Origin of the sequence: Pseudarthrobacter siccitolerans, assembly GCF_030823375.1 — a bacterium.
Classification (GTDB): Bacteria; Actinomycetota; Actinomycetes; order Actinomycetales; family Micrococcaceae; genus Arthrobacter; species Arthrobacter siccitolerans_A.
In genome coordinates, this window is record NZ_JAUSXB010000001.1 from 39,749 (window position 1) to 63,702 (window position 23,954).

The 23,954-nt window shown below is 65.2% G+C and carries 19 protein-coding genes; 11 read left to right on the plus strand and 8 right to left on the minus strand.

Annotation, left to right across the window (positions count from 1 at the left end; translation table 11 throughout):
* Positions 1 to 266 precede the first annotated feature (266 nt).
* Complete coding sequence (locus tag QFZ36_RS00195) at positions 267 to 3,665, plus strand: pyruvate carboxylase (RefSeq protein WP_306632928.1); 3,399 nt, start codon at positions 267 to 269, stop codon at positions 3,663 to 3,665.
* 205 nt (positions 3,666 to 3,870) lie between these two features.
* Here QFZ36_RS00195 and QFZ36_RS00200 read toward each other — a convergent pair whose 3' ends face one another.
* Positions 3,871 to 5,679 carry an AMP-dependent synthetase/ligase gene (locus QFZ36_RS00200; RefSeq protein WP_306632930.1) on the minus strand — a complete coding sequence of 603 codons (1,809 nt, stop codon included), beginning with the start codon at positions 5,677 to 5,679 and terminating at the stop codon, positions 3,871 to 3,873.
* A gap of 177 nt (positions 5,680 to 5,856) precedes the next feature.
* Between QFZ36_RS00200 and QFZ36_RS00205 the strand changes: the two genes are divergently transcribed.
* On the plus strand, positions 5,857 to 6,948 hold the full coding sequence (locus tag QFZ36_RS00205; RefSeq protein WP_373427004.1) for an ROK family glucokinase: 1,092 nt from the start codon (positions 5,857 to 5,859) through the stop codon (positions 6,946 to 6,948).
* A 20-nt stretch (positions 6,949 to 6,968) separates the two neighbouring features.
* Here the strand turns inward: QFZ36_RS00205 and QFZ36_RS00210 are convergent, their stop codons facing one another.
* The 3 genes from QFZ36_RS00210 to QFZ36_RS00220 are packed head-to-tail and all read right to left on the minus strand — an operon-like array spanning position 6,969 to position 9,125.
* Positions 6,969 to 7,538, minus strand: coding sequence for a hypothetical protein (locus QFZ36_RS00210; protein WP_306632934.1), 570 nt, complete (start codon positions 7,536 to 7,538; stop codon positions 6,969 to 6,971).
* Positions 7,525 to 8,340, minus strand: coding sequence for an alpha/beta hydrolase (locus QFZ36_RS00215; protein WP_306632936.1), 816 nt, complete (start codon positions 8,338 to 8,340; stop codon positions 7,525 to 7,527). Before QFZ36_RS00215 ends, QFZ36_RS00210 begins: the two co-directional genes overlap by 14 nt.
* Positions 8,337 to 9,125 carry an alpha/beta hydrolase gene (locus tag QFZ36_RS00220; protein WP_306632938.1) on the minus strand — a complete coding sequence of 263 codons (789 nt, stop codon included), beginning with the start codon at positions 9,123 to 9,125 and terminating at the stop codon, positions 8,337 to 8,339. The genes QFZ36_RS00215 and QFZ36_RS00220 overlap by 4 nt, the downstream gene beginning before the upstream one ends.
* A 111-nt stretch (positions 9,126 to 9,236) precedes the next feature.
* On the opposite strand from QFZ36_RS00220, the gene QFZ36_RS00225 reads away from it, so the two are divergent.
* Positions 9,237 to 10,118 (plus strand): lysophospholipid acyltransferase family protein, encoded by an 882-nt coding sequence (locus tag QFZ36_RS00225; protein WP_306632940.1) that lies wholly within the window; start codon positions 9,237 to 9,239, stop codon positions 10,116 to 10,118.
* 140 nt (positions 10,119 to 10,258) lie between these two features.
* Positions 10,259 to 11,650: a class II 3-deoxy-7-phosphoheptulonate synthase gene (locus QFZ36_RS00230; protein ID WP_306632941.1), complete on the plus strand. Its 1,392-nt coding sequence runs from the start codon at positions 10,259 to 10,261 to the stop codon at positions 11,648 to 11,650.
* A gap of 34 nt (positions 11,651 to 11,684) precedes the next feature.
* Here the strand turns inward: QFZ36_RS00230 and pknB are convergent, their stop codons facing one another.
* Both pknB and QFZ36_RS00240 read right to left on the minus strand, forming a co-directional pair.
* On the minus strand, positions 11,685 to 13,754 hold the full coding sequence (pknB, locus tag QFZ36_RS00235) for a Stk1 family PASTA domain-containing Ser/Thr kinase (RefSeq protein WP_306632943.1): 2,070 nt from the start codon (positions 13,752 to 13,754) through the stop codon (positions 11,685 to 11,687).
* 103 nt (positions 13,755 to 13,857) lie between these two features.
* Positions 13,858 to 15,240: a LysM peptidoglycan-binding domain-containing protein gene (locus QFZ36_RS00240; protein WP_306632945.1), complete on the minus strand. Its 1,383-nt coding sequence runs from the start codon at positions 15,238 to 15,240 to the stop codon at positions 13,858 to 13,860.
* Positions 15,241 to 15,481: 241 nt separating this feature from the next.
* On the opposite strand from QFZ36_RS00240, the gene QFZ36_RS00245 reads away from it, so the two are divergent.
* Positions 15,482 to 15,835 (plus strand): Rv2175c family DNA-binding protein, encoded by a 354-nt coding sequence (locus QFZ36_RS00245; RefSeq protein ID WP_306632947.1) that lies wholly within the window; start codon positions 15,482 to 15,484, stop codon positions 15,833 to 15,835.
* Positions 15,836 to 15,859: 24 nt separating this feature from the next.
* Here QFZ36_RS00245 and QFZ36_RS00250 read toward each other — a convergent pair whose 3' ends face one another.
* Together QFZ36_RS00250 and QFZ36_RS00255 are read right to left on the minus strand one after the other, a co-directional pair.
* Entirely contained in the window at positions 15,860 to 16,951 is a 1,092-nt protein-coding gene (locus QFZ36_RS00250; RefSeq protein ID WP_306632948.1) for a polyprenyl synthetase family protein, read from the minus strand.
* Positions 16,948 to 17,475, minus strand: coding sequence for a hypothetical protein (locus tag QFZ36_RS00255; protein WP_306632949.1), 528 nt, complete (start codon positions 17,473 to 17,475; stop codon positions 16,948 to 16,950). The genes QFZ36_RS00250 and QFZ36_RS00255 overlap by 4 nt, the downstream gene beginning before the upstream one ends.
* A gap of 74 nt (positions 17,476 to 17,549) precedes the next feature.
* Here QFZ36_RS00255 and dinB point away from each other — a divergent pair, with 74 nt between their 5' ends.
* The 6 genes from dinB to QFZ36_RS00285 all read left to right on the plus strand — a co-directional run bounded on the left by dinB (position 17,550) and on the right by QFZ36_RS00285 (position 23,953).
* Complete coding sequence (gene dinB / locus QFZ36_RS00260; RefSeq protein ID WP_306632951.1) at positions 17,550 to 18,785, plus strand: DNA polymerase IV; 1,236 nt, start codon at positions 17,550 to 17,552, stop codon at positions 18,783 to 18,785.
* Between the two features lie 272 nt (positions 18,786 to 19,057).
* A complete protein-coding gene (locus QFZ36_RS00265; RefSeq protein ID WP_306632953.1) occupies positions 19,058 to 19,429 on the plus strand; it encodes a DUF3040 domain-containing protein in 372 nt (123 codons plus the stop codon).
* Between the two features lie 381 nt (positions 19,430 to 19,810).
* Positions 19,811 to 20,239: a division/cell wall cluster transcriptional repressor MraZ gene (gene mraZ / locus QFZ36_RS00270; RefSeq protein ID WP_306632955.1), complete on the plus strand. Its 429-nt coding sequence runs from the start codon at positions 19,811 to 19,813 to the stop codon at positions 20,237 to 20,239.
* A gap of 166 nt (positions 20,240 to 20,405) precedes the next feature.
* Positions 20,406 to 21,398, plus strand: a complete 993-nt coding sequence (rsmH, locus tag QFZ36_RS00275; RefSeq protein ID WP_306632957.1) for a 16S rRNA (cytosine(1402)-N(4))-methyltransferase RsmH — start codon at positions 20,406 to 20,408, stop codon at positions 21,396 to 21,398.
* The gene (locus tag QFZ36_RS00280) at positions 21,395 to 22,102 is read left to right on the plus strand and encodes a hypothetical protein (protein WP_306632959.1); all 708 of its coding nucleotides are present in this window, start codon (positions 21,395 to 21,397) and stop codon (positions 22,100 to 22,102) included. The genes rsmH and QFZ36_RS00280 overlap by 4 nt, the downstream gene beginning before the upstream one ends.
* Positions 22,103 to 22,150: 48 nt before the next feature.
* Complete coding sequence (locus QFZ36_RS00285) at positions 22,151 to 23,953, plus strand: peptidoglycan D,D-transpeptidase FtsI family protein (RefSeq protein ID WP_306632961.1); 1,803 nt, start codon at positions 22,151 to 22,153, stop codon at positions 23,951 to 23,953.
* The last annotated feature ends 1 nt before the right edge of the window (position 23,954 follow it).

A 23,954-nucleotide genomic window follows, 5' to 3' on the forward strand; every position in this document is an offset into this window, starting at 1 on the left:
AGGGTAATGTTTGCTCCGGCAGCGCCGAAGCCGGACGGTCCTGCCGCCCTACTCATCATATGTGGATGCGTCGGCGAATCCTGCTTTATCGGGCGTCGGCATGGCACCTGCTGTGCTGCAGGGGGCGGTTTCCGCCCGGCCCGGCGAAAGGGCGCGGGACATGACGGGGAATTCTGTGATGGTGGCCACAAAGATTTGTGTTTGTCCTTGTAGGTCCTAGACACTGTGACCACTCACCGATCCACCCGCAATGATGCAGGAGAAGTATGTTTTCCAAAGTTCTGGTGGCCAACCGCGGCGAAATCGCGATCAGGGCCTTCCGCGCCGGCTACGAGCTGGGCGCAAAGACCGTTGCCGTTTTCCCCCAAGAGGACAGGAACTCGATCCACCGCCAAAAAGCGGACGAGGCCTACCTGATTGGCGAAGAGGGCCATCCCGTCCGTGCTTACCTGGACGTTGCTGAAGTAGTGCGGGTGGCCAAGGAGTCCGGCGCCGACGCCATCTACCCCGGCTACGGGTTCCTCTCCGAGAACCCGGACCTGGCCCGGGCGGCCAAGGACGCGGGTATTACCTTTGTAGGTCCACCGGCCGAGGTGCTGGAACTCGCGGGCAACAAGGTGGCGGCGCTGAAGGCTGCCCGTGACGCGGGTGTTCCGGTCCTGAAGTCCAGCGAGCCCTCCAAGGACCTGGACGAGCTTATTGCGGCGGCCGATGAAATTGGTTTCCCCATCTTCGCCAAGGCCGTGGCGGGCGGTGGCGGGCGCGGCATGCGGCGGGTGGACACCCGCGAAGCCCTGCCCGAGGCACTGCAGTCCGCCATGCGCGAGGCAGATGCGGCGTTCGGCGATCCCACCATGTTCCTCGAGCAGGCAGTACTGCGCCCGCGGCACATCGAAGTGCAGATCCTGGCCGATGCAGAGGGCAACGTCATGCACCTCTTCGAACGCGACTGCTCCATCCAGCGGCGCCACCAGAAAGTGATCGAGATTGCCCCGGCTCCCAACCTGGACGAGGGCATCAGGCAGGCCCTCTACCGGGACGCCGTCAAGTTCGCCAAGGCCCTGAACTACGTCAACGCCGGCACCGTGGAGTTCCTTGTGGACACCGTGGGTGAGCGCGCGGGCCAGCACGTCTTCATCGAAATGAACCCCCGCATCCAGGTGGAGCACACCGTGACGGAGGAGGTCACCGACGTCGACCTCGTGCAGGCGCAGATGCGTATCGCAGCCGGCGAGACGTTGGCTGACCTTGGCCTGTCCCAGGACACCGTCAGGCTGCGCGGCGCCGCCCTGCAGAGCCGCATCACCACCGAGGACCCGGCCAACGGCTTCCGCCCCGACGTCGGAAAAATCACCGGCTACCGCTCCGCCGGCGGCGCGGGTGTAAGGCTCGACGGCGGCACTGTTTACTCAGGTGCCGAAATCAGCCCGCACTTCGACTCCATGCTGGTCAAGCTCACCTGCCGCGGCAGGGACTACCCGGCCGCCGTCGCCCGCGCCCGCCGTGCCCTCGCGGAGTTCCGTATCCGCGGCGTCTCCACCAACATCTCCTTCCTGCAAGCAGTACTGGACGATCCCGATTTCATCGCCGGCGATGTGGCTACGTCCTTCATCGACGAGCGCCCGGAGCTGCTCAAGGCCCGCGTCTCTGCCGACCGCGGCACCAAGCTCCTCACCTGGCTGGCGGATGTCACCGTCAACAAGCCCAACGGCGAGCTGACCGTCCACTCGAACCCGGCCAGCAAACTCCCTTCCGTCAAGGACAAGCAGGCGGCACCGGGCTCACGGCAGAGGCTCCGGGAGCTCGGCCCGGAAGGCTTCGCCAAAGCGCTTCGTGAGCAGAATGCGGTGGCCGTCACGGACACCACCTTCCGTGACGCACACCAGTCGCTGCTTGCCACCCGGGTCCGGACCCGGGACCTCGTCGCGGCCGGCCCTGCCGTCACGGCGTTAATGCCGGAGCTGCTGTCCGTTGAAGCCTGGGGCGGTGCCACCTACGACGTTGCCCTGCGGTTCCTGGGCGAAGATCCGTGGGACCGGCTCGCTGCCCTGCGCCAGGCGCTGCCCAACGTCTGCATCCAGATGCTGCTCCGCGGACGCAACACTGTGGGCTACACGCCGTACCCCGAAGAGGTCACCGAGGCGTTCGTCAACGAGGCTGCGGCCACAGGCATCGACATCTTCCGGATCTTCGACGCCTTGAACGATGTCAGCCAGATGGCACCCGCCATCCGCGCAGTACGGGCCACCGGCACCGCCGTCGCGGAAGTGGCGCTCTGCTACACCGGCGACATGCTGGACCCCAACGAGAAGCTCTACACCCTGGACTACTACCTGGAGCTCGCCGGGAAGATCGTTGACGCCGGAGCCCACATCCTGGCGATCAAGGACATGGCCGGCCTGCTTCGTCCGGCGGCAGCCGCGAAACTGGTGGCAGCCCTCCGGGAACGCTTCGACCTTCCGGTGCACCTGCACACCCACGATACCGCCGGAGGCCAGCTGGCCACCCTGCTGTCTGCTGTGGATGCCGGTGTGGATGCTGTGGACGTCGCCTCGGCGTCGCTGGCCGGAACTACCAGCCAGCCGTCAGCCTCGGCCCTGGTGGCAGCCCTGGCGCACACCCCGCGGGACACCGGCCTTAGCCTGGAGGCCGTCAGTTCCCTGGAGCCGTACTGGGAAGCTGTCCGCCGCGTCTACGCCCCGTTCGAATCGGGCCTTCCGGGCCCCACCGGCCGCGTGTACCAGCACGAGATCCCGGGCGGGCAGCTCTCGAACCTGCGCCAGCAGGCCATGGCCCTGGGCCTGGGGGAGCGCTTTGAAGCGATCGAGGACATGTACACCGCCGCGGACCGTATCCTGGGCCACCTGGTCAAGGTCACGCCGTCGTCGAAGGTAGTGGGCGACCTCGCCCTGCACCTGGTGGGCCTGAACGCGGACCCGGCGGACTTCAACGAGAACCCGCAGAACTACGACATCCCTGATTCGGTTATCGGGTTCCTGTCCGGCGAACTCGGCGATCCTCCGGGCGGCTGGCCTGAGCCTTTCCGCACCAAAGCCCTCCAGGGCCGGAGTGTGAAGGTCCGGGACGCTGAGCTCAGCGCCGAGGACAGCGCTGCCCTGAAGTCAGATTCGAAGACCCGCCAGCACACCCTGAACAGGCTGCTCTTCGATGGCCCCACCAAGGATTACCTGAAGAGCGTGGAGACGTACGGCAACATCTCGGTGCTGGATACCCGCGACTACCTGTACGGCCTCCAGCGCGGCAAGGAGCACGAGATCCAGCTGGAGAAGGGCGTGCGGTTGATCGCGTCCCTCGAAGCCGTGTCCGAGCCCGACGAAAAGGGCATGCGCACGGTTATGTGCACCTTGAATGGCCAGTCCCGTCCCGTGGTGGTCCGCGACCGTTCCGTGGTCAGCAACGTCAAGGCGGCCGAGCGGGCAGACCCCGCCCAGCCCGGTCACGTCGCAGCCCCGTTCGCCGGTGCCGTCACCGTCACGGTCAAGCCCGGCGACGAGGTCAAGGCAGGCGACACCGTGGCAACCATCGAGGCAATGAAGATGGAAGCATCCATCACGACGCCGGTAGCCGGCAAGGTCTCCCGGCTCGCCATCTCCGCTGTGGAGCAGGTACAAGGTGGAGACCTGCTGCTGGTGGTTGAGCAGTAGAGCCCGGGGCTGAGTTAACCAAGGAAGGGTCCTCCCCGACGGGAGGACCCTTCCTTGGTTGCCGGCGCGGGCTGCGGTCGAGGCAGGCCTCATCCTCTGCGTGCTATGCCCCTCGCCCCGCTTGGGCCGCTTCGCGGCGAGCGGGGGCGCGGGGCCCCTTTTACGCACGCTTCCGGACCAGGGCATGCCTCTTAGTGGTGCCTTGCTACGAGCGGGGCGCCGCGTACATCTCTTCGATGACGGTTTCGAAATCCTTCATCACTTGTGCTCGCTTGACCTTCATCGAGGGGGTCAGATGACCTGATGCCTCGGTGAAGTCGGCCGGGACGATGCGGAAGGACTTGATGGCCTCGGCCTGGGAAACCGATGTATTGGCTGCGGTAACCAGGTCCTGGACGGCGGCCTTGACCACAGGGTTGTTGGCCGCCTCCTCCAGCGTGGTGTCCGCCGGAAGGCCGTGGCGCTGCAGCCAGCCGGGCAGGGCCTCCTGGTCGAGGGTGACGAGAGCTCCGATGAAGGGCCTGTTGTCACCCACCACCAGAACCTGGGAGACCAGGGCGTCGGCCCGGATCTGGTCCTCCAGCAGTGCGGGGATCACGTTCTTGCCGCCGGCGGTGACAATGATTTCCTTCTTCCGGCCGGTGATCCAGACGAAGCCGTCCTCGTCGAGGCGGCCCACGTCGCCGGTACGGAACCAGCCGTCGTCGAACGTCTCGCCGGTGAGGTCCTCGCGCTTGTAGTAGCCGTGCATCACACAGACGCCCTTGGCCAGTATCTCGCCGTCAGCGGCGATCCTGACCGCGTTCCCCGGCAGGGGCTTTCCCACGGATCCAATTTTGATCAGCGATGGTGTGTTGACCGAGATCGGGGCTGTGGTTTCCGTGAGGCCGTAGCCTTCAAGCACCTGCAGGCCGATGCCCTGGAAGAAATGTCCCAGGCGTTCGCCCAGCGGCCCGCCCCCGGATACCGCGTGGGCGACGTGGCCACCCATCGCAGCCCGCAGTTTGTCGTACACCAGTTTGTCGAAGAGGGCGTGGCGAAGCTTCAATCCCAGCCCCACCCGTCCATTCTGGCGTGCCTTGGAGAAGGCGATGGCAGTATCGGCAGCCCGGTGGAAGATGGCTCCCTTGCCGCCGTCCTCGGCCTTGGTCAATGCCGAGTTGTACACCTTTTCGAACACCCGGGGCACGGCGAGGATGAAGGTGGGCTCGTAGCTCTGCAGGTCGGAGAGGAGGTTCTTGATGTCCGGCGTATGGGCCACGGTGGTCCCGGCGGCCATGGCGAGGACGGAGATGAAACGGGCGAAAACGTGCGCCAAGGGCAGGAACATGATGGTTTTGGCGTTCTCGTGGACTATCTCGCCGATGATGCCGAGGGCGTTCTCCGAAAGTTCCACGAAGTTTCCGTGGGTGAGTTCGCAGCCCTTCGGGCGACCCGTGGTGCCGGATGTGTAAATGATGGTGGCCACGTCCGCCAGGCTGGCTGAAGCGCGGCGCGTTTCCAAGTCCGCATCATTGATATTCCGTCCGGCTTCGCGCAGCGAATCCAACCCGCGGCCTTCCAGTTGCCATACATGCTGGAGCGCCGTGAGGCCCTCGGCGTTCACGGCCTGGCGGATCACGTCTTCGTGGTGGGCGGTTTCGCCGAACGCTGCGACGGCACCGGAATCCCCGAGGTTCCAGGCCACCTGCGACGGGGAGGAAGTTTCATAAATCGGTACCGAAACGGCTCCCGCGAACCAGATGGCGAAGTCAACCAGGGCCCACTCGTAACGGGTCCGGGACATAATTCCCACGCGGTCGCCGACGGACACGCCGCTGGCCATCAGGCCCTTGGCGAGGGCGGTGACATCGGCAAGGAAGTCCGTGGCGGAAATGTCCTGCCAGGATCCGGCGGAGTCCAGCCGGGAAAACAGTGAAGGGTTGCTGGGCTTGGCGGCCTGCCGCAGTACCAGGTCCGTGATGTTGGTTTCCGGTGGGACAACAACAAGAGGCGGAACACTGAATTCGCGCACTATAGCTCCTTTGATATCCGAAGACCCGGGCAGGGTATGCCTAAAGACTAGTACGCCAGTAACGGGCCATGGTGTATCTAAAGTTACTTGCCGGTAACTTAGCCGTCAATGCAACAGAGCGGACATCCCTGGCCGGGAGCCGCCCGCCCGGGAGTCGCCCGCCTAGAATGGGTGACTATGTATGCACCGCCTCCCGGCGAACAGGCCGGCCCCTTGCGACGTCCGGTTCCATGGCGGCGGCGGCCAACCCCTGGCCGCGCAGGGATGCGGCACGGGGAAAGTTTCCGCGAGCACCTGCGCCTCGGACGGCGGGGCCTCGCCATCGGTATCGACATCGGTGGAACCAAGGTTGCTGCGGGCGTGGTGGACGCCGAGGGCAGGATCCTCAGCGAGGCCCGCCGTTCAACGCCCGGGACGGATCCGCGGGCAGTGGAGCAGGTCATCGTCGAGCTCGTCGAAGAGCTGGGCCGCGGGCACCGGATCTGGTCCGTAGGGATCGGCGCCGCCGGGTGGATGGACCTCGACGGCGGCACCGTGCTTTTCAGCCCGCACCTGGCCTGGCGGAACGAGCCGCTGCGGGACAACCTGCAAAAACTGCTGCGCCGTCCCGTCCTGCTGGCCAACGATGCCGACGCCGCGGCCTGGGCGGAATGGCGCTTTGGTGCCGGGCAGGGTGAGGACCGGCTGGTATGCATCACGCTGGGCACGGGAATCGGCGGCGCCATGGTGATGGACGGCCGGGTGGAGCGCGGCAGGTTTGGCGTGGCCGGCGAGTTCGGGCACCAGATCATCATGCCCGGCGGGCACCGGTGCGAGTGCGGCAACCGGGGCTGCTGGGAGCAGTACGCCTCCGGCAATGCGCTCGGACGGGAAGCGCGGATCCTGGCGCGGGCAAATTCTCCGGTGGCGCAGGAACTCCTGGCAGCCGTGGGCGGACACCCCGAGACCATCACTGGCGCAATCGTCACCGAACTTGCGCTCTCAGGCGACGCAGCCTCGCGTGAACTTCTTGATGAGGTGGGCGAGTGGCTTGGGCTGGGGCTCGCCAACCTGGCGGCGGCGCTGGATCCCGGCCTGTTCGTCATCGGCGGCGGGCTGTGTTCCGCCGGAGACCTCCTGGTGGAGCCTGCCCGGAAGGCATTTGCGCGGAACCTTACCGGCCGGGGCTTCCGGCCCGCAGCCGGCATTGAGTTGGCAGCGCTGGGACCTAACGCCGGCCTGATCGGCGCGGCGGACCTCTCCCGGGTCAGCAGCCGGTTGCGGGGCTGAAGCAAGGGCCGCCGGCGGTGCTAAACCCGCGCGCCGTCGTCGTTGTCGTCTTTTTCCTGCGGAAGCTTCATGATCAGGTAGACCGCGCCGAGGACAAACACGGCGACGATTCCCACGATGGCCAGCAGCGGCGCCGAGCGCCAGAACATGGCCGACAACAGCAGTGCTATGGGCCCGCCCACCGCGGCGAGCCAGGCCAGCATGGTCAACGGGTCCGTGCCGGCAAGGCTGGGCGGTTCCTCGGGGATGAACTCGCCCCCGTCCTCCGCCGCATCGTAGTCGCGCGGCCCTGATGCGTTGCCGTCCGTGGCGGATTCGTTGGCGTTCCGGCCGTCCGCGGAGGCTTCCTGCCGTTCGGCTGCAGACAGTTCGGCGGGCGCGGCTCCCGCAAGGCCCAGGGGGTCGAAGTCCCGGAAGGTCGCTGCCCGTCCCGGCGGGGCAAGTGGGCCGCCTGCCGCGGGGTTCTGCTCCGTTGCCGCTTCATCAGGTTGGTTGGGGGAGTTCCCTTCGAGCCGGGCTACCAGGTCAAGCCAGACGGCGTCGTCCTGGTTGGCGCCCTGGTCCGGCGAGCCGGGGTCAGGCCTGTTCATGGGTAGCCTCCTGGCCCGACGCTGCGGGAAAAGCGGATGCAGGACCGGCAGCAGAGACTACGCTGCGGATAAAGTCCACCGAACCCTGGAAGATCTGTTCCGCGTCGTTGTCCATGGTGGCCACGTGGTAGCTGTTGTGCAGCCGGACAAGCTCCAGGGGCGCGTTGGTAAGGCCGCGGCGAAGGGCCGTAATGCTGGCGTCGGAGACCACGTGGTCAATGGTGGACCGGTAGACGCGGACGGGTGCGGTGACCCTGGGCAGGAGCCGGACGGTGTCCTTGAACATTTTGTTGAGCTCGTGCGCGGCGGCTACGGGGGTGCGCGGGTAGGCTCCCTCGTCCATGCCTTCCTTGAGGATGTCGTTGGCTATGGCCGGGGTGCTTTTCATGACCAGCTTCAGGATCCCGGCGAGCGGCGCGCGCGGATCGTCAATCACGAGCCCCGGATTCACGAGGACCACCCCGGCCACGGGGCGCGTGGCGGCGACCCGCAGGGCGAGTGTTCCACCCATGCTCAGGCCGGCTGAAAAGACGAAGTCGCAGTCCGCGTCGAGCTTCAGGTACGCGTCATCAAGGGCGCCGTGCCACTCCTGCCACCGGGTCCGTGCGAGCTCCTGCCAGCTGGTGCCATGCCCCGGCAGCAGGGGCATGCGGACAGCGAAACCCGCCGCGGCGAAGGCCTCGGCCCAGGAACGCAGGCCATGGGGGCTTCCGGTGAACCCGTGCGAGAGGACCACGCCGATCCGCGGCCCCTCGTTTCCGAACGGACTGCTGAAGGGGCTGTGGTCCGGAGTGGAGGTCATGGCGTCTCCATTGAGGTGGTCTGGCGGGCATGGGCGCGGAAAAAGGCGCTGGATTTCGTAAAGATCTCCGGCGCGTCCACGTCCAGCGTAGCTACATGGCCGCTGCTGGCAAGGCCCACCACCTCAATGAGGCGGGCGCCCAGCCGGTTTCGCAAGACGGCCAGTGAGGTGGGCGGGACCACTGCGTCCGTATCGGACTTGAATACCTGCACCGGGGCTGTGATACGGGTAAGGCCCCGCAGGGCTGCGCCAAACAGTTTCTTCAGTTCGTGCACCGCCGACAGGGGAGTGCGCGAATAGTCCCCGTCCTCAGTAACGGTTGCGGTGGCCTGCTCCTCCTGGATGGGCATGGTTGTTCTCTGGAAATACTTGAGCACGCCGATGACCCGGATCCGCCGGTCGTAGAAGCTGAGGCCGGGGTTGACCACCGAGACGCCAGCCACCGGGTGCCGGGAGGCGGTGAGCAGGGCGATGGCTCCGCCCATGGACAAACCGGCAACAAAACATGTCTCGGTGCGCTCCGAAAGGTCGAGGTAGGCGGTTTCGAAACTGCTGTACCAGTCGGTCCACCGGGTCCGGGCCAGCTCGCGCCAGTCAGTGCCGTGGCCGGGCAGCAGGGGAACGGTCACTGCGTACCCTTGGGAGGCGAGGTGCTGCGCCCACGGCAACACACTCAGCGGGCTGCCGGTAAAGCCGTGGCAGATGGCCACGCCGATCCGCGCGTTGGCTCCATGGCCGGGATAGCTGAAAGCGGCAGGACGTGACGGGATGCTGCTTTCGCTCATGACTCCATCGTGTCACTGTTCCGGGCAAATCTCACTAGAGTAGGGTTTCATTGAACTGCCGACCAGGCCCGATGCCGGGCGTGAAGGCTGCCTTCCGGAGGGGTTTCGCACGTGTTCTATTGGGTGATGAAAAGGATCTTTCTCGGTCCGGTGCTGAAGCTGCTTTTCCGGCCCTGGGTCAAGGGCCTGGACAACATCCCCGGCGAGGGGGCAGCAATCATCGCCTCGAACCACCTCTCGTTTTCCGACTCGATCTTTATGCCGTTGATGGTCCGCCGTCCCGTGGTGTTCCTGGCCAAATCCGAGTACTTCACCGGCACCGGGATCAAGGGCAGGTTGACCGCACTGTTCTTCCGGCTGACCAACCAGCTGCCCATGGACCGGTCCGGCGGTGCCGCCTCGGAGGCGTCGTTGAGCGCAGGCATGGAGGTCCTCTCGCACGGCGGGCTGCTGGGCATCTACCCCGAGGGTACCCGGAGTCCCGATTCGCGCCTCTACCGGGGAAAGGTGGGCGTAGCCAGGCTTGCGCTTAAGGCCGGGGTACCGGTTATTCCGGTGGCCATGATCGGCACGGATAAGGTGCAGCCGATCGGGAAGCGGCTCCCGAACATCCGCAGGATCGGCATGATTTTTGGCGAACCACTCGACTTCGCCCAGTACAGGGATCAGGCCGAGGACCGGGTTGTCCAGAGGCAGGTCACGGACGAAATCATGTTCGAGCTGATGCGGCTCTCCGGGCAGGAGTACGTGGACGAATATGCCGCCGTGGTGAAGCTCCGGCTGTCGGGCAAGCCCGCCGGCGCGGCGGCAGCCGCTGAACCGCCCGCAGCACCGGCGCACGTGCAAGGCGGCCAGGCCGGGGCTGGGCATGACGGGCCTGGCCATGACGGGGCCGGCGAACAGCAGCAGGATCCCGGAAACCAGCAGGGCGCGGCCGAGCAGGAGGAGGCAGCCACACAGGAGGACGACGGCGGGGCTGCCGCCGCTGTCTGACAACGGTCACCTGGCTGCCGGACTGGCCGCGCACGTACCTCCGGCGCAGGTACCTCCAGGGGCGGATGTCTGTGACGCCCTGGCCCGGACGCGTGACGCTGCGGTGTCCGGCGGCCCGGCGCTGCCGTTAGTCTTAGAGGGTGACTGAGCTATCTGCAAAACCTGCCTTCTCGCTGTCCAGTACCGCCCAGAGCGGCGCGGCCAACTATCCGGGACTCGATAACTGGCGGGACCTTCCCATTTCCCAGCAGCCCAGCTGGCAGGACCGGGAGGTGTTCGATGCCTCGGTGAAGGAACTCTCCGTCCTTCCCCCGTTGGTGTTTGCCGGCGAGGTCGACGTCCTGCGCGAACGGCTGGCCGCCGCTGCCCAGGGCAAGGCGTTTCTGCTCCAGGGCGGTGACTGCGCCGAGACCTTCGAAGCTGCCACCGCGGACAAGATCAGCGCCCGCGTCAAAACCATTCTCCAGATGGCCGTGGTCCTGACCTATGGCGCTGCGATGCCCGTCATCAAGATGGGCCGGATGGCTGGCCAGTTCGCCAAGCCGCGCTCGTCCAACGATGAAACCCGTGACGGCGTGACGCTTCCCGCCTACCGCGGCGACATCGTCAACGGCTACGATTTCACCCCTGAGTCACGCGGCCACGACGCTGCACGGATGCTCCGGGCTTACCACACCTCAGCTTCCACCCTTAACCTCATCCGGGCCTTCACCCAAGGCGGGTTCGCGGACCTGCGCTCGGTACACCAGTGGAACAAGGGCTTCACTGAGAACCCGGCGCACGCCCGTTACGAGTCCCTGGCGCGGGACATCGACCGGGCCATCAAGTTCATGGCTTCCTGCGGGGCTGACTTCGAGGCGCTGAAGCGTGTTGAATTCTTCGCCAGCCACGAGGCTCTGCTGCTGGACTACGAGCGCGCCCTCACGCGGATCGACTCCCGCACCGGCTTCCCGTACGACACCTCGGCGCACTTCCTCTGGATCGGTGAGCGGACCCGCGAACTGGACCACGCCCACATTGATTTCCTGTCCCGGGTGCGGAACCCCATCGGCGTGAAGCTGGGTCCGTCCACCACCGGCGACGACGCCCTCCGCCTGATCGACAAGCTGGACCCGGACCGCGAGCCCGGCCGGCTGACCTTCATCACCCGTATGGGTGCGGGCAACATCCGGGAGAAGCTGCCCGCCGTCGTCGAGAAGGTCACTGCCTCAGGTGCGCAGGTGCTCTGGGTCACCGACCCCATGCACGGGAACACCGTCACGTCCCCGAACGGCTACAAGACCCGCAACTTCGACGACGTCATTGACGAAGTGCGCGGCTTCTTCGAGGTGCACCACGCCCTGGGCACGGTTCCCGGCGGCCTGCATGTGGAGATGACCGGCGACGACGTAGCCGAATGCCTGGGCGGGGCGGATCCGATCGACCAGGAAGCCTTCCTGGACCGCTACGAGTCAGTCTGCGATCCCCGCCTGAACCACATGCAGTCCCTGGAGATGGCCTTCCTGGTGGCGGGAGCCCTCGCCAAGCGCTGATGTCCTTCAGCGGTGGTGCGGGCAGCGGGGCCGCCTACACCACCGTGAGGGTGATGACTGAGCCTTCAGGTACTTTGGTGCCTACGGGATCCTGGTCCCGTACGGTGCCGAAGAAGCCGCCCAGGATGTTGTTCACCTTCACCTGGAAGCCAAGACCTTCAAGGGCCTTCCTGGCCTCCGAGGCCTGCTTGCCGATGTAGCTCGGCACCTCCACCATCTTGGGGCCCTTCGAGATGGTCAAGGTCACGGTGCCGCCCCGGGTGAGTGTCCCGTTCGCGGGCGACTGGCTCACCACCGAGCCCTTAGGGATGTTCCTGTCGAACACCTCTTCGCGCGCCTCCTCCGCCTTGAGGCCGGCTGCCTCGATGGCGTCTTTGGCGTCGTTGTCCTCCAGGCCCACGACGTTGGGCACAGGGATGGGCTCAGGTCCTTTGGACACCGCCAGCTTGACAGGCGTCCCATGCCGGGCCGGCGTCCCGGGAGCGGGATCCTGCGAGAGGACGGTTCCTGCCGCTGCCGTTTCGCTGAACTGCTCGGTGACGTTACCGAGGGCCATCTCCGCTGCGTTCAGGCCGGTCTTGGCTTCCTCCAGGGTGCCGCCGGTAAGCTTCGGCAGCGGGAAAAGTTGCGGTCCTTTGGAGACGAACAGGGAGACCGGCAGGAACTTCCGGATCTCTGAACCGGCTGACGGCTCCGTCCCCACCACCAGGCCACCAGGCACATCGTCGTCGAAGACATCACTGGTGGTGGACCTGAATCCCGCCTTGCTGAGGAGCTCCTGCGCCTCCGCCACCGTCTTGTTGGCCACTGCCGGGATGGCAGCGGCAGACCCGGGGCCCATGCCGAAGAACCAGCCGGCGCCGGTGGCCAGGAGCGCGGCAATGACCAGGACTACTACCCAGATGACTCCGCGGCGGCGCGCGCTGCCCTCGCGCAGGCTTCGGGCGGGGACAGCGGCAGCCCGTGCACGGGCCTTCAGGTCTTCCTGTTCAGCCTTCCGCTGCGCCCGTTTGCTGAGGGCGGCCGGCGCTGGAGCCCAGGCCTGGTCATCATCAGAGTCGCGTGGAGTCAGATTGTGCCGCGCCCCGGCGGCCGCAGGGGGCGCGGTCAGGCCGGCATGTGTCTGCACGGGGCGGTGAGGGGGTGCGGAAGGGCGTCCGAAAGGCATAACGCTTGTTGGATTGTTGGTGCGGGCTATGACTTCCGTATGGCTTTGCGATTCCATCCCTTCAGCCGCCGGTGGCTGCAGGTCCAGTTCCCGGTCGCTGAGGTTGGTCCTGATGTGGCGCAGTTCCTGAAGCAGCGCATTCCCGTCGATCGGCCGGTTCTCGGGATCGTTGGCGGTGCACCATTGCACCAGTTCGTCTACTTCGGCCGCGAGGCCGGGCACCATGGCCGAGGGAGGGCCCACCGCCCCGTTGACATGCTGGTACGCCACCTGGATGGGGACCTCGCCTGTGAACGGCTGCTGGCCCGTGAGCATCTCATAAAGCATGATGCCCACGGAGTACACATCGCTGCGTGCATCAGCGGGCTTGCCCAGGACAAGTTCAGGCGAAAGGTAGGCGACAGTTCCCAGCAAAGCTCCCGTGCTGGTGGACGTGGTGACGGCGCGGGCCAGTCCGAAGTCGCCGATCTTGATCCTGCCGTCGTCCGCTATCAGGACGTTTTCCGGTTTGACGTCCCGGTGGATGAACCCGGCGGCGTGGGCGGCCCCAAGCCCCTCCACCACGGGATCGATCAGCGCCAGGGCGAGCCTGGGCGGGAGTGCGCCTTTCGTGTTCAGGACATCCCGCAGCGTGTGGCCCTTGATGTACTCCATCACCAGGTAGGCGGTGTGGTGGTCAGTGCCCTGGTCCAGGACGCCCACAACATGGGGGTGTGACAACCTGGCGGCGGCCTTCGCTTCGCGGCCCAACCTGCCCAGGAAGCTTTCATCCGCGGACAGATGCGGGTGCAGCACTTTCAGGGCCACGTCCCGTTCCAGCCGCTGGTCGGTGGCCACGTAGACAGTGGACATTCCGCCACGCGCCAGTCTGGACCGGACGGCGTACCGGTTGTCCACCAGGGTTCCTACCAGCGGGTCTGACACGTGTTCCTGCACCCTACGATCGTAATCCAGCAATGAAACGGGTCCGAACCGATTCCGGTCCGGACCCGTGCCGATTTTCCTCCGCAGGCCCGGTTTTACTGGGCGGCAGGCTGCCTCAGCCGAAGTTCTTTTGGTGCGCCTTGATGGCTTCGACGTACGCCTTGGTGTCGTCGTACATGCCGTACTTGCTCACCGAGTACTGGCCCTGGTAATAACCGGCGATGGCAGTGTCCCGGTCCTTGCTGGTGGCCAGGAGTTGGCGGATGATCGCCACGCCGGCCGTTGCGTTGTCATAGGGGTCCAGGAGGTTCAGTTTCCGGCCCACCAGGTCAGATGCCCACTGGCCGGAGCTGGGAATAACCTGCATGGTCCCGATCGCGTTGGCGGGGGAAACCGCGCGCTGGTTGAACCCTGATTCCTGGTAGGCGAAGGCGAGGGCGAGCGAGGGTTCTACCCCCATCGCGCGCGCCGTATCCGCCACAATGCCCTGCATCTGTTCCCGCGAGGGGACCGGGGAAGCATTCAGGAGTGCCTTGTTTTCGTTGGCCGAGCTCACCACGGCTGCGGGATAGCTGAATCCGAGGAAGGATCCGGGAACCAATGGCGTAACGGACGCCGCCGGTTGCGGGGCGGGCTGGCCCGCAGCGCCCGGGATTGCCAGCTTGTTGCCCGGGTAGATCACTGAAGTAAGGCTCAGCTGGTTGGTGGAGAGGAGCTCCGACAACTTGACACCGTGACGGGAAGCGATGGCGGACAGCGTGTCGCCGGCCTTAACAGAGTAGGAGCCGGTTGCCGGCGCGGGGGCGGCGGGGCTGGCCGGGGCAGCTGACGTGACAGCCAGGGCTGGAGCAGGTGCTGCCGGAGCCGGGGCAGCCTCGCCGGCGCCTACTTTGACTTTTTGTCCGGGGTAAATGATGGAACGCATGTTGAGGTTGTTCCAGGCGAAAACGTCCGAAAGGCTCACGTTATGCTTCGCCGCGATGGCCCCCAGCGTGTCGCCTGGCTTCACCGTGTACGAGGCGCCCGCCCCCGCCGCCTGCGGAGCCGCAGGCGCCGGCTGTGCAGCGGGAGCCGCCGGGCCGGTTGGCGAACCCGACAGCTTGATCTTCTGTCCAGGGTAAATGATGGTGTTGGCCTGGAGGTTGTTCAGCCTGAGGACGTCGCCGGTGTTCAGCCCGAACCTGCCTGCGATGCCGCTGATGGTGTCGCCCCTGGCGATGGTGTATTCCGCCGGTGCGGCCGGCTGTGCCGGCTTGAAGGCGGCAGGGATGGTGGTGGAAACAGACGACGCCGGGATCACGGCTGCCGTCGCCTTGGCCGCCTGGGCCTTCATGGCCGCTGCGAGGGTGGCCGGGACGGCGCGTGCAGGCTGCTGGGCAGCGGCGGGCTGGGCGAGGGCTAACGATGACAATACGACCGCTGGCAGCGCCGCCGTTGTGGCAGCAATCATGGGCAGGCTCGGCTTCTGGGGCTGCTTCGGCGAGCGGGACATCGTCATGTGAAGGAATCCTCTTCTCAACTGCGGGCGCGGACGGGGATGCCGCTGTTATTCGATACTACTGTTACTGCTGTTATTTCTGTTACGAAAGTGATCTATGTGAATCTCTCATGGATTCGCGATTAGCACAAGAATTCCCGCATTCCCGGCATAGGAGAATTTCCGGAGTGTCCGCAGGTCAGGGCACCCTGCAATATTCCCCGACTAGGCGCCACGGCGGGCAGCATGGCAACCTTGATCCGTGAGTAATGTAGAAAACCTCGTGGGCGAATGGTTGCCCCTGCCGGACGTCGCCCGTTTATTGGACGTTTCCATCACTAAAGTCCATAGCCTGATTGATGAACGGGCACTGGCCGCTGTGCGGGTGGGGGAGCGGAATATCCGTTCCGTCCCGGCTGAATTCATCCAGGATGGCCAAGTAGTGGACAGCCTCAAAGGCACCATTGTTGTGCTGGCTGACGCGGGCTATTCGGACGAAGACCTCATCATTTGGCTTTTCACGCCCGACGAGTCACTCCGGGGACGCCCCATCGATGCATTGCGGGAAGGCCGCAAGACCGAAATCCGGCGCAGGGCGCAAACCCTGGCCTGGTAATTACCCGCACCCGACACTGCGGAATCAGGAGGCCCGGCTGACGGTTGCTTCGGCCAGCCTCCGCAATGCGGTTTTTGGCAGGTCATCCAGGGGAAGTGTCTCCAGGGCCTCAAAGGCGGCTTCGCCAAATTCGTTAATCAGGACCTCGGTGGCTTGCAGTGCACCCGACGCTTCGATAATCCGCCGGATCTCACGAATGTCCTCATCCGTGAGGTCCGGGCTGCCCAGCCGGGCGTCGATAAAAGCGGATTCCGCCGCCGAGGCCTGGTCCAGGGCCAGCGCCACCAGCACCGTGCGCTTGCCCTCCCTCAGGTCGTCCCCGGCAGGTTTGCCGGTAGTGAGCGGATCACCAAAAACGCCCAGGACGTCGTCGCGGAGCTGGAAGGCTTCGCCCAGGGGCAGGGCAAACGCCGAATAGCCGCGGAGCAGTTCGTTTGAGGCTCCCGCCAGGGCACCACCCAATGCCAGGGGATGCTCGGTGGAGTACTTGGCGGACTTGAACCTGATGATGGACTGGGCCCTGCTGACGGCACCGGCACGGTCGCGGACCGGCCCGGCAACTTCTTCCAGGATGTCCAGGTACTGACCCGCCATGACCTCCGCCCGCATGAGGTTGAAGATCAGCCGCGCCCGGCTCCCTGCTGCAGCACGCTCGCCTATATCCGTGAAGGCCTCTTCGCTGAACGACAGGCAGAGGTCACCGGTGAGAATCGCCGCTGCCTGCCCGAACCGCTCACTGTCCAGGGCCCAGCCGTGGGTACCGTGCAGTTGGCTGAAGCGGCGGTGGACACTGGGGCCGCCCCGCCGGGTGTCCGACCGGTCAATGATGTCGTCATGGATCAGCGCGGCGGCCTGGAACAGTTCCAGGGCTGCTCCCGCCGTCACCACCTGCTGCGCGCCGGACCCGCCCCCCGCGCCCCGCCAGCCCCAGTAGCACATCAGCGCCCTGAGGCGCTTGCCGCCAGTGACCAGGTTGGAGATGGAACCCATGAGCGGTTCAATGTCCGGGGAGATCGCGGACATAACGGACTGCCGGGAAGTGAGGAAATCGGTCAGTTCGCCGGCTACCGACGCCACGAAGGCGGCCTGTTCGTTCCTTAGCTGCTCCGCCGTCACTTGGCTGACTCAGCTGCCACGTTGGCGCCGATGGTAAAAGTCACAATGCCCGCCGCTTCCACAGCGGACAGGTTGACCGTCTCGTTGTCCCCCCGGACAAAATCCTTCGAGGCCACAGCCCCCACTGCCTCACCCGGAACAGCTTTGAATCCCCGTGCCTCAAGTTCCTTGGTGTAGAAGTCCAGGACGGCGGCAGTGGGCGCGGTGACGGTGGCAACCAGGGCCGCGGTGGCAGGCGTTGACGCCTTGTCCAAGCTGCTGGACACCACACTTGCGCCCGGCATGAGGGGCAGAAGTTGCTGGGGGAAGCCTTCGACGACGGCGCCTACCGTGGCGGACGTGTTAGGTGAAGCAGAGGGGCTGGCGGAGGCTGTGGTGGCCGACTGGACTGTTCCGGGCGAGGAAGCGGAGGCGGTGGGACCAGGCGTTCCTGACGGTGTTGGGCTGCAGGCAGCGAGGGCCAGTGCTGCCGCAGCAGCAAAAGCGGCCAGGGCTGCTGGCTTGAGGTTTCCAATGACCGTCACAGGGACTTTCCTCCTGGTGTTGATGCCGGATTCAGCCTCCAGTTTAGTCAGTACAAAGCGATAGGATTGCAGCCGTGGGACCTGTTGGGACGAACGAGCCGGCCGGAGCAGGTCTCCGGGCCCGCCGGCGCAAGTGCATCATGCACGTGGACATGGACGCCTTTTTCGTCTCCGTGGAACTGCGCACGAGGCCCGAGCTTCGCGGTAAGCCGGTCATCGTTGGCTTTCCGGCTGAACGTTCAGTGGTCCTCTCGGGCTCCTATGAGGCCAGGGCTTTTGGCGTGAAGTCAGCCATGCCCATGGCTGTGGCAATGCGGATGTGCCCGCAGGCGGTGATCATCGAGCCGCGGCACAACGTGTACTACGAGGTCTCGGCGGAGTTGATGGCAATCTTCGAATCCGTGACCGAACTCGTGGAGCCGCTCAGCGTGGACGAGGCGTTCCTTGATGTGACCGGTGCCATCCGCCGGCTGGGTCCACCCCGGGCCATTGGCGAGCTGATCCGCAGCAGGGTGGCTGCGGAGCTGGGGATTACCGCCTCGGTGGGGATAGCGGAGACAAAGTTCGTAGCCAAAATCGCCTCCACCCGCTGTAAGCCGGACGGACTGCTCCTCATCGGCCCCGATCAAACGGTGCCCTACCTGCACAGCCTGCCGGTAGGCGCACTCTGGGGCATAGGCGCCAAAACCGCAGAGGTCCTTGCACGGATGGGCATCCGGACCGTCGCCGATGTGGCAGCCACGCCGGTCTCGTCGCTTCGGAAGATGCTGGGCGCCACAGGAGTGCATGTCCATCAGCTGGCCTGGGGACAGGACCCGCGTCCCGTAACGCCCGTCCGGCTGGAAAAAAGCATCGGTGCCGAAGAAACGTTTGCCGTGGATACAGCGGACGACGCCCTCCTTCACCGGGAACTGCTCCGCCTCGCGCACCGGACGGCCGGGCGCCTGCGCAGTTCGGGAATGGTGGCCCGGACCATCGCGCTGAAGCTGCGCTTCGCCGATTTTTCCACCATCACCCGCAGCCGCACGGTCCAGACACCCGTGGACAGCGCCCAGCTCATCTATGGAGTCGCGCTGCAGCTCCTGGGCTCGGTGGACCGGCCAATGACGGTGAGGCTGGTGGGCGTGCGGGCCGAACAGCTCGAAGACGCGGCCACCACCTCGCTCCAGCTCAGTATTGACCGGCGGGATGACAACTGGCGGGCGGCCGAGCAGGCCCTTGACCAGGTAGCACGCAAATTCGGCAATAAATCCGTTCTTCCTGCCCGTCTCCTGGACCCGGGGAGCGGACCTGATGAACGGGCTGGATAAGCGCCCGGAATAAGCTCCCTGGAGTGCCGGCGAAAGTCATTGCCGTCTTTCAGAACGGCCCTCAACAAACTATCCTTATAAATACAAAGTTTGTGAGTGACTGGACTTACTGCCAGGCTCTCCTGGACATGCTTCCGCACCGGTCTGCATGCCCGGTTTTCGTTTACCGCCACAGCCGGCGGGTACGGGAACCACCAGGGCATACCAGACGTTATTGGTGCAGAAGAATGGCTGGGACCAGCCCGGACGTTGGCCTACAAAAGGAGGTCGTGATGCCGCTGTCGGAGCACGAGCAGAAGCTGCTGGAGCAGCTGGAGAAGCAGCTTCACGAGGATGATCCAAAGTTCGCGAATTCCATGGGGTCGGACCCCGGGCGTTCGTGGTCGACAAGACACGTCGTGATCGGCGTTCTTGGTGCGCTTGCCGGCGTCTTCCTGTTACTCGTCGGCGTCACCCTCCAAAGCATCTTCGTCGGTGTCCTTGGTTTTGTTGTGATGGGCGGCGGCGTGTATTTCGCCACCATGCGCAGCAGTTCGTCCGGCAAGGGCTCGAAGTCCGGCACGGGCAAGGCCGGTAAGCAGCGCAGTTCGTTTATGAGCAGTCTCGAGGAACGTTGGGACGAGAGGCGCAGGGGAGAATCCTGAGTCGCCCTGCCTGCTGACCCGGGCGCCCCCGATCCACCACTTTGCTCCCCCGAATTGGGAGAGAGCAGCAAAAGGACCCGCTTCGGCGGGTCTTTTGCGTTTAATTCAGGTCCTTTGAGGACCTGGCCGCCTGGCTGCGACAAGATCCGGCGGCTGGACGGCCCGCGCGGCGGGTAATTCCGACCTTGCGCCGGGAAAGTCCTCCACTTCCCACCACCAGTGCAATTCCGCGCGAATTCGCGCCTTCTTTCCCAAAGTTTGACCGCCGCCGGCGCCAATTTGCGTTGACTGTGGGGGAAAGTGGAGTAATGTGGAGGACATAAGAGGGTGGTTGCAACATAGGGGATGTGCAGTTCCTGACATCGGACAGGCGGTGGGCCAGTGTTTCTGGGCACTCACTCGCCGCGTCTGGATGAAAAGGGCCGGATCATTCTCCCCGCGAAGTTCCGGGAGGAACTTGCCAGCGGACTGGTCCTTACCAGGGGCCAGGAACGTTGCATCTACGTCTTCAGCGAGAAGGAATTTGCCCGGGTCCACGAGCAAATGCGGGAGGCGCCAATCTCCTCAAAACAGGCGCGGGACTACATCCGCGTCTTTCTCTCTGGAGCCTCGGACGAGGTACCTGACAAGCAGGGGCGCGTGACGATTCCGCCAGCGCTCCGGGAATACGCAGGACTCGGGAGGGAGCTGGCCGTGATTGGTGCCGGAATCCGCGCCGAGATCTGGGACGCCCAGGCCTGGAATGAATACCTCGCAGAGAAGGAAACGGCCTTCTCTGAAACCGATGACCCCATTCCGGGCATTTTGTGACCGGAGCAGGACAGCGGACAACTTCTTGGTTGGGATCTCCAGCCGGCCCACCGGCCGTCCAACCTGGCTCAACTTCCCCGGAGCCAGGCGGGCAGGACGGTAGGCGCGGATGGGGATCCGGGCCAAGAAGCATCCAGGTGACAGCGACGGCGAGAAAGGACGAGGCATGAACGATCAACCGAAGCCCACGTCCGAACGCCATGTACCGGTCCTTCGGGACCGGTGCATCAATTTGTTGGTGCCCGGATTCGAAGCGGCCAGGGGCCGCGGTGAAACCCCCGTGGCCATCGATGCCACGCTCGGTATGGGTGGCCACTCCGAGGCCATGCTGCAGCGCTTCCCCGACTTGCACCTGATCGGTATCGACCGTGATGAAGAAGCCCTTGCCCTGGCCGGAGAACGGCTGGCGCCCTTCGAAGCGCGCACAGACCTTGTGCACGCCGTCTACGACGAAATCGAAGACGTCCTGGCTGACCTCGGCGTTCCCGAAGTGCACGGAATCCTGATGGACCTCGGCGTTTCCTCCCTCCAGCTCGATGAGCGTGAACGCGGCTTCGCCTACTCCTTTGACGCTCCGCTGGATATGCGGATGGACACCAGCCGCGGGCAGACAGCTGCGGACGTGGTGAACAACTACAGCGAAGAGGAACTGGTCCGGATAATCCGTAAATGGGGCGAGGAAAAGTTCGCCGGCCGGATCGCCAACCGGATCGTGGCTGCCAGGGCCGCCAAGCCATTCACCACCACCGGCGAACTCGTGGAGCAGATCCGCTCCGTCGTTCCGGCCGGCGCTGCCAAGTCCGGCGGACACCCGGCCAAGAGGACGTTCCAGGCTCTGAGGATCGAGGTCAACGAGGAACTCGAGGTGCTGGAACGGGCGGTACCCGCCGCGGTGGACGCCACGGCACTGGGGGGCCGCATCGTGGTCATGTCGTACCACTCCCTCGAGGACAAGATCGTCAAGGGTGTCTTCCAGGCCCGCTCGAAATCCTCGGCTCCTCTGGGCTTCCCGGTGGAGCTGGAAGAACACAAACCCGAACTGAAGACCCTGACCAAAGGCACCGAGGTGCCAACCGCCGTCGAAATCGCCGAAAACCCCCGCGCTGCCTCAGCAAGGCTCCGCGCTGTGGAACGAATCCGAGCCAGGAGAGCTGAATGAGCACCGCTGCCGTGAAGAACTTTCCCGTCGTCTCAGGCGCGGCGGCGAAGCAGCTCCCCGCAGGTTCGCCTGAGGCGCCGCGCAGGAGCCGGACGCCCCTCTCCGTAGTCCGGACGGTTCCCCGCAAGCGGCGGGCGCCTTTTGTTGTGCTGTGCTTCGGCATGCTGGCCCTGGCCCTGATCGCCGTCCTGGTGCTGAACATCTCTGTTTCCACCGCCCAGTACCAGCTGGTGGAATTGCGCGCCACCCAGAGCACGCTGACGAAACAGAACCAGGACCTCACCCAGCAGGTCCAGAACTTCGAAGCACCGCAGAATCTTGCCGCGCAGGCGACGAAACTGGGGATGGTCCCTTCCACCGTGAAGGGCCAGATTGACTTGTCCACCCTCTCGGTGACCGGGAAAGCCACGCCGGCTGTCAAGGATGGTGCCGTCGGAGCCGTGATCCCGGCGCCGGCAGTCGCCGGACAGCTGACTGTGGTTCCGCCGCCAAGCAAGGGCGACCCCCTGGAAGCACAGAAACCTGTAGAACAGGCCCCGGCACCGGCTCCGGCCGCTGCAGCCCCCGGTGCCACAACAGGCACCACTGCCGGCGCTGCGCCGGCAGCAACGCCGGCCCAGGCACCCGCAGCCCCGGCGGTGCCCCCCGTTGAACTCCACGGTGGATCGGTTCCCGCTCCGGAGCAGAAGGTTCCCGGGCAGTAACACGGCAGGTCTGACAGGCAACAAGGTCGAGCAGCAAGGAATATCACGGTGGCGCAGAGGACCGGCAAGGCAAGAAGCAGCAAGGTGCCCAACGCCACCAAACGCCTCCGGCTCGGCCTGGGAATCATGCTCACGCTCTTGCTGGTGGTGGGCGGGAAACTCTTCCTGGTCCAGGGGCTCGACGTCGGGGGAATGGCCGAAGCGGCCCTCAACAGCAGGATGAAGCAGACTGTGCTTCCCGCCGAGCGGGGCAGCATCGTGGACTCCACCGGCACGGTCCTGGCCAACAGTGTGATCCGCTACAACGTTGTGGTGGACCAGCGGGTCAACACCAAAACCGAGACGTTCAAGCGCCTGGAGACGGTGGACGGCAAGGAGAAACTGGTGGACGTCAGCCGGGACCAGGGGCTGACAGAGCTCGGCGCGGCGCTCGGCATGCAGAAGGATGCCATCCGCGATGCCGTCACCGGCAAGCAACCCTATTACATTGTGGCCAAGGATGTGAAGCCCGACGTTGAGGACCGCATCTCCAAGCTCCAGATCCCGGGCATCGTCACCGAAGGTGTCAGCAAGCGGGTCTATCCCAACGGTTCCGTGGCGGGCGGCATCATCGGCTTCCTGCAGGACGGCACCACCGGCCTGGCAGGCATCGAGCAGACCCAGGACGGACAGCTGAAGGGCACGGACGGCAAACGCCTGTTCGAGATCGGTGCCGACGGCCTGCGGATCCCGGTGGGCATGGATGAGCTGACGCCGCCGGCGGACGGCAAGGACGTCAAGCTCACCATCAATTCGGACCTGCAGTATTTCGCCCAACAGGCCATCCAAAGCCAGTCAGACAAGCTGGGTGCGGAATGGGGGGTCATCATCGTGATGGACGTCAAAACCGGGAACCTGGTGGCCATGGCCGATACCAATGCTCCCGATCCCAACGATCCCGGCCGCGTGGCCGCCAAGGACCGCGGCGTCCGCGCCATCACCGCTGCCTATGAGCCCGGTTCGGTTGAAAAAATGATCACGGCGGCCGCGCTGATCGATGAGGGGAAGGCCACGCCCCTGGATACCTTTACCCTTCCGCCGTCCTACACAGTGGACGGTCAAACGTTCAGCGATTCATTTGCCCATGGGACCGAGGAGCGCACGCTGGCGGGCATCCTTGGCTACTCCATGAACACCGGTACTGTGATGGCCGGGCAGCGCCTCAGCAAGGAACAACGGTACAACTGGCTCCAGAAGTTCGGCATCGGCGACGCTCCGGACATTGGACTCCCCGCCCCGGCGTCCGGCATCCTCACGCCGTGGGAGCAGTGGGACGGGCGGCAGGAATACACCGTGCTGTTCGGGCAGGGCGTCTCCCAGTCCACCCTCCAGACGGTGCGGGCGTTCCAGTCCATTGCCAACAACGGCGTCATGCTCCAGCCGCGGCTTATCGACTCCTATATTTCCGCCGACGGAACAGAGGAGAAGGTACCCGCCGCCGAGGCACGGCAGATTGTCTCGGAGAACACGGCCCAGCAGGTCCAGGACATCCTGGAAAGCGCGGTAACCGAAGGCCAGATCAAGGACGCCGGAATCGACGGCTACCGGGTCGGGGCAAAGACGGGCACCTCGGAATCGCCCTGCGACGACGGCAAGTCCGGTTTCTGCGGGTACACCGCCTCCATGGTGGGGATGGCACCGATGGATGATCCGCGGTTTATTGTGGAGGTGGTACTCCAGCGGCCCAAGGGCAGCATCTACGGGATTACCAACGGGCCGGTCTTCCGGTCGGTCATGAGCCAGGCGCTGCGGACGTACAACGTCCAGCCGTCCACGGGTGAACCGGCCCGGCTGCCCCAGTTCGCCAAGTAGC